This is a genomic window from Pseudomonas sp. Sample_10 (assembly GCF_004321495.1).
In the GTDB taxonomy this organism is placed as follows: Bacteria; Pseudomonadota; Gammaproteobacteria; order Pseudomonadales; family Pseudomonadaceae; genus Aquipseudomonas.
In genome coordinates this window covers 89,024-95,085 of the sequence record NZ_RCOE01000080.1, presented here as the reverse complement: position 1 = coordinate 95,085, position 6,062 = coordinate 89,024, and the positions used below count along the sequence as shown (strand labels likewise).

The 6,062-nt window shown below is 60.0% G+C and carries 5 protein-coding genes; all 5 read right to left on the bottom strand.

The features are described from left to right. Positions 1–85 precede the first annotated feature (85 nt). On the bottom strand, positions 86–1,387 hold the full coding sequence (gene hflX, locus D8U18_RS07720; RefSeq protein ID WP_131107398.1) for a ribosome rescue GTPase HflX: 1,302 nt from the start codon (positions 1,385–1,387) through the stop codon (positions 86–88). Positions 1,388–1,399: 12 nt separating this feature from the next. Then, on the bottom strand, positions 1,400–1,660 hold the full coding sequence (gene hfq / locus D8U18_RS07715) for an RNA chaperone Hfq (protein ID WP_007902656.1): 261 nt from the start codon (positions 1,658–1,660) through the stop codon (positions 1,400–1,402). 93 nt (positions 1,661–1,753) lie between these two features. After that, positions 1,754–2,725, bottom strand: a complete 972-nt coding sequence (miaA, locus tag D8U18_RS07710; protein WP_131107399.1) for a tRNA (adenosine(37)-N6)-dimethylallyltransferase MiaA — start codon at positions 2,723–2,725, stop codon at positions 1,754–1,756. Beyond that, on the bottom strand, positions 2,725–4,623 hold the full coding sequence (gene mutL / locus D8U18_RS07705) for a DNA mismatch repair endonuclease MutL (protein ID WP_177434554.1): 1,899 nt from the start codon (positions 4,621–4,623) through the stop codon (positions 2,725–2,727). Before mutL ends, miaA begins: the two co-directional genes overlap by 1 nt. A gap of 8 nt (positions 4,624–4,631) precedes the next feature. After that, positions 4,632–6,059: an N-acetylmuramoyl-L-alanine amidase gene (locus D8U18_RS07700; RefSeq protein WP_201783971.1), complete on the bottom strand. Its 1,428-nt coding sequence runs from the start codon at positions 6,057–6,059 to the stop codon at positions 4,632–4,634. Positions 6,060–6,062: the final 3 nt, after the last annotated feature.

Below are 6,062 nucleotides of genomic sequence, written 5' to 3'. Positions count from 1 at the left end.
TCTGATAAAGCAAAGACGCACCCACGGCGCGCCGACCAATGCTACAGAATGCCTGTCACCACGGCACAACCGCTTTCTCAGGCTTTTATTGCAAAGTGTGTTGCTCGATGAACTCCACCGGTTGCAAACCCTCACGACTCACCAGCCGATTCAACTCGGATCGTGGCAAGCGAACGGCCAGCAAACTGATGCCTTCGTCATCGTGTTCTTCCTTTTGTACCGCACCGAGTTCAAAAAACTGCGCACGCAGTCGGGCGAATCGTTGCGGCAAGCGCAAGGTGCCAACAAACAAATCACTGCCAAGCAACTCGGCAATGGCTTGCTCAAGCATTTCCAGGCCAGTGCCATCACGCGCCGACAGCCAGACCCGCTGGGGCTTGCCGTTTTCGTCGCGCTGGATTTGTGGCTCAACGCCTTCAAGCAAATCGAGTTTGTTATAGACCTCGAGGATCGGCAAGTCCTGGGCGCCAATCTCGCCCAGCACCACCATCACCTGCTCGATCTGCAACATGCGATCCGGTTCGGCCGCATCGATCACGTGCAACAACAGATCGGAATTGCTCGACTCTTCGAGGGTAGACCGAAATGCCTCGACCAGCTTGTGGGGCAAGTGGCGAATGAAACCTACGGTGTCCGCCAGGACAATCGGCCCCAGGTCGTCCAGATCCAGACGGCGCAGGGTCGGGTCCAGCGTGGCGAACAATTGGTCAGCCGCGTAAACGTCGGATTTCGTGACGTTATTGAACAGCGTGGATTTACCGGCGTTGGTATATCCCACCAGCGATACGGTAGGGATATCCGCACGCATGCGACCACGTCGCGACTGTTCGCGCTGGCTGCGCACCTTCTCCAGCCGGCCCTTGATCTGTCGCAGGCGAACCCGCAGCAATCGACGGTCGGTTTCCAGTTGGGTTTCACCCGGCCCACGCATGCCGATACCGCCACCCTGACGCTCAAGGTGGGTCCAGCCGCGAACCAGCCGGGTGCTCATGTGGTCAAGCTGGGCCAGTTCGACCTGGAGCTTGCCTTCATGGGTACGGGCGCGCTGGGCGAAAATATCGAGAATCAGACCGGTGCGGTCGATCACGCGACACTCGAAAACACGTTCGAGGTTACGTTCCTGGCTGGGCGTGAGGACGTGATTGAAAATCACCAGATCGGCTTCTTCGGCTTTTACCAGGTCGCGCAATTCCTCGACCTTGCCGCTACCAATCAGGAATTTGGCGGTTGGCCGATGACGCGGCACGTTAAAAAACGCAACGGTCTCGGCGCCGGCCGAATTAGCCAATTCCTGAAACTCCTGCGGATCTTCGCGCGCCTCAGGGTCCTGTCCATCCAAGTGAACGAGGATGACTCGCTCACCACCACCGTGGCGCTCAAAGAACAAAGGAGACTCCTATCAGGCGTTACCTGGCTCAGCGTCACCTGCTTCGGATTCGGTTGCGCTAGGCAGACGAATTGGACGAACCGGCACCACTGTAGAGATAGCGTGTTTGTAAACCATTTGGCTGACGGTGTTTTTCAGCAGGATGACGAACTGGTCGAACGACTCGATCGTGCCTTGCAGTTTGATACCGTTGACCAGGTAGATGGACACCCCAACTTTCTCTTTACGTAAAGTATTCAAGTAAGGGTCTTGTAGCGAATGCCCTTTTGACATGTGCCGCACTCCTTTAAGGATTCAATATAAAAAATAGGTAAACAGATGGCTTTGGCCGTCACACCCCCAAGGATAGACGGCAATTGCAAGGACTCAGCTCAATATGGAGATGGTCCCAAGGTATTTCAAGGCGCGCGGCAGATTGTCGCAATCCAGGCTGTCCAGCCAGTGTAAATCAGCCCAACTGCGCAGCCATGTGAACTGGCGTTTCGCCAACTGGCGCGTGGCAATGATTCCACGCTCCTGCATCTCGGCTGACGTCAGCTTGCCATCCAGGTAGTCCCAGACCTGGCGGTAGCCTACTGCACGTATAGACGGCAACCCGGCATGCAGGTCACTTCTCTTGCGCAGGGCTACGACCTCGTCAATGAATCCCTGTTCCAACATTAAAGTGAATCTTTGTTTAATTCGCTCGTGCAGTACCTGACGATTTGCCGGAGCAATGGCCAAGTTCGCGACAGTATAGGGCAATTGTTGTCGTCCCGAAGCGGCTGCTTCAGTACTTTGCGCAGATTGTTGCAAGCGTAGTGCAGTCATGCTTTGACCGCTCACGCGATAAACTTCCAGTGCTCGACTCAGGCGCTGCGGATCGTTCGGATGAATCCGCGCCGCGGAGACCGGGTCAATCACCGCCAACTGGTCGTGCAGGGCTTGCCAGCCAAGGCGTGCAGCCTCTTCCTCGATTTGCGCGCGCACGTAGGGATCAGCCGCCGGCATTTCTGCCAGCCCTTCGAGCAAAGCCTTGTAGTAGAGCATCGTGCCGCCTACCAACAGCGGAATTTTTCCCCGCGCAGTGATATCGGCCATGGCTTCGAGGGCGTCACGGCGAAAATCCGCGGCCGAATAGCTCTCGGCCGGGTCGAGAATATCGATCAAACGGTGCGGAAACTCTGCCAACAGCTCTTTCGACGGCTTGGCGGTGCCGATGTCCATGCCACGATAGACCAGCGCCGAATCGACGCTGATCAGTTCGCAAGGCAGGACCTTGGTGAGTTCGATGGCCAGGTCGGTCTTGCCGGCGGCGGTCGGGCCCATCAGGAAAATCGCAGGTGGGAGCTGGCTCATCAACGACCGCGCAAGAACAGTTTGTCCAGATCGTCCAGGCCCAGTTGGGTCCAGGTCGGTCGGCCATGGTTGCATTGACCGCTGCGTTCGGTGTTTTCCATGTCACGCAGCAGACCGTTCATTTCCGGCAGGGCCAGACGCCGATTCGCACGAACCGCGCCATGACAGGCCATGGTCCCCAGCAGTTCGTTGATGTGCGCCTGAATGCGATCGCTGGTGCCGTACTCCATCAGGTCAGCCAATACATCAGCGACCAGGCGGTTCGCTTCGGCCTGCTTGAGCAATGCCGGAATCTGCCGAATGGCCAGGGTTTCCGGGCCAAGACGCTGCAATTCAAAGCCCAGACGCTGGAACCAGGCGACATGTTCTTCAGCACAATCGGCTTCACGCTGGCTGACTGCCAGCGATTCCGGCACCAGCAGCGGTTGGCCGCTCAGGCCTTCGCTGGCCATCGCAACCTTCAAGCGCTCGTACATGATCCGTTCGTGGGCGGCATGCATGTCCACCAAAACCAGGCCCTGGGCATTTTCCGAAAGAATGTAGATGCCTTTAAGCTGCGCCAGCGCGTAACCCAACGGCGGAATATCATCCTGCCCCGCGGGCAGCGCGACGGCATTGGCCTCGGGCAGCGGAGCGAAAAACTCGCGATAGGCCGCTTGCGCTTCAGCCACGGGTACACCGGACTGCGGACGTGGCGTGTATTGATACTGGTAACCGGCGCCAGCGCCTGAACCGGCAGGCGTATTGAACGAAGGCTGAGCCTGCGGTTGCTCCAGCAGTGCATTGGCGGCCAGGCGCATTTCGCCCTGGGGACCGAACTCTCCGGCATCCAGACCGGTCGGCCGGACGATGGCCGTCGCCACCGGCGCCGCCAGATGGTCGTCCGGCCGCACATCGCCCAAGGCGCGGTGCAAAGTACCGTAGAGGAAATCGTGGACCATGCGCCCTTCGCGGAAACGCACTTCGTGTTTGGTCGGGTGCACGTTGACGTCGACACCTGTCGGGTCAACCTCGAAAAACAGCACGAATGTCGGATGCCGGCCGTTGAACAGCACGTCGCGATAAGCCTGACGCACCGCGTGAGCCACCAGTTTGTCGCGCACCGCACGACCGTTGACGAAGAAATACTGCAAATCCGCCTGGCTACGGTTGAAGGTCGGCAAACCGACCCAGCCCCACAGGTGCAGACCATTGCGCTCGATTTCGATCGGCAGCGCCTGCTCCAGGAACCCCGGCCCGCAGATTGCCGCCACGCGCCGGGCACGGGCCGCGTCATCGTGGGCCTCATGCAGGCTGAGTATGGTTTTACCGTTGTGCCGCAAATGGAACGCCACGTCGAAACGCGCCAGCGCCAGACGCCTGATCACTTCTTGCAGGTGATCGAACTCGGTTTTTTCGGTTTTGAGAAACTTGCGCCGCGCCGGGGTGTTGAAAAACAGGTCGCGCACTTCCACTGAGGTGCCCACTGGATGAGCGGCGGGCTGCACGCGAGGCGCCATGTCGCGGCCTTCGGTTTCCACCTGCCAGGCCTGATCGGCATCGCGGGTGCGGGACGTCAGGGTCAGGCGCGCCACAGAGCTGATCGACGCCAGTGCCTCACCACGAAAGCCCAGGCTCATCACCTGCTCGAGGTCTTCCAGGTTGCGAATCTTGCTGGTGGCGTGACGCGCCAGCGCCAGCGGCAGGTCGTCGGCGGAAATCCCGCTGCCGTCGTCGCGCACCCGTAGCAGCTTGACGCCGCCCTGTTCGACATCGACATCGATTCGTTTGGCGCCGGAGTCGAGGCTGTTTTCCAGCAGCTCCTTGATCACCGACGCCGGACGCTCCACCACCTCACCGGCGGCAATCTGGTTCGCCAGCCGCGGGCTGAGCAGCTCGATGCGAGCGCTATTGTTCACGACCTGGTTCATTCTTTGGCCGCCAGGTCATTGCCCGGAATGGTCAGGTGCTGACCGACCTTCAGCTCATCGTTCGACAGATTGTTCGCACTGCGCACAGCAGCAGGCGACACCTGATAGCGCACGGCGATCATCGCCAGCGTTTCGCCCGGGTTTACCCGGTGATCACGCGGACCTTGAGCGATCTTGCCCGAGTCACGCAGCCAGGCAATGTAAGTGCCCGGTGGCGGATTTTGCTGGAAGAACTGGCGCACGCCGCTGCTGATGGAACGTGCCAGCGCTTGCTGGTGGCTCGATGCCGCGAGTTTCGAGGCTTCGTTGGCGTTGGAGATAAACCCGGTTTCCACCAGGATCGACGGAATGTCCGGCGACTTCAACACCATGAACCCGGCTTGTTCCACGCGTTGTTTGTGCAATGGCGTGACCCGGCCGATGTTGCTCAAGACTTTCTGCCCGACGTTCAGGCTGGACGTCAGGGAAGCGGTCATCGACAGATCGAGCAGCACGCCGGCAAGCATGCGGTCCTTGTCATCAAGGCTGACGTTGCCGGCACCGCCGATCAGGTCGGAACGGTTTTCGCTGTCTGCCAGCCAACGTGCGGTCTCGGAGGTCGCTCCGCGATCAGACAAAGCGAATACCGATGCACCGAACGCAGCGGCCGAAGGCGCGGCGTCGGCGTGGATCGAAACGAACAGATCGGCGCCCTTCTTGCGGGCGATTTCGGTACGCCCGCGCAAGGGGATGAAATAGTCGCCAGTGCGGGTCAGTTCGGCGCGGAAGCCTTTTATGCCGTTGACCTGGCGTTGGGTTTCGCGGGCAATCTGCAACACCACGTCTTTTTCACGCTGACCGCGAGAGCCGGAAGCCCCCGGGTCTTCGCCACCGTGACCGGCGTCGATCACGACAATGATGTCGCGTTTGCCGGCCGGGGCTGGCGGCAATTTGATTGCAGGCTCGGTCGGCGTGACCGGCACGGCAGGCACCGTGGCGACCGAAGGCGTTGGCGCTGGCGGCGGCGCGGCATCGGCCGGGTTGTCGAACAGGTCGACCACCAGTCGGTTGCCGTACTGGGCATTCGGGGCCAGGGAGAAGCTTTTTGGCGTGACGGCCTTTTTCAGATCGATGACCACCCGCAGGTCGGTCGGCGTACGCTGGGCCGAGCGCATGGCAGTGATCGGCGTATTCGAAGTGTTGACGTTCAGCGGCGCGCCAAGGCTGGCGCCATTGATGTCGATGACCAGGCGATCGGGAGCAGACAGGGTGAAGACGCTGTGCTGTACGGGACCCGTCAGGTCAAACACCAGCCGCGTGTTGTCCGGCGCCCGCCACAGGCGAACACTGTTGACCTTCGATTCGGCCACAGCGTCGACGGTCACCGCCAAAAACAACATCCCTACGGCAGCAACCAACGCGCGAAAGCGCATACCTAACCCCATCAT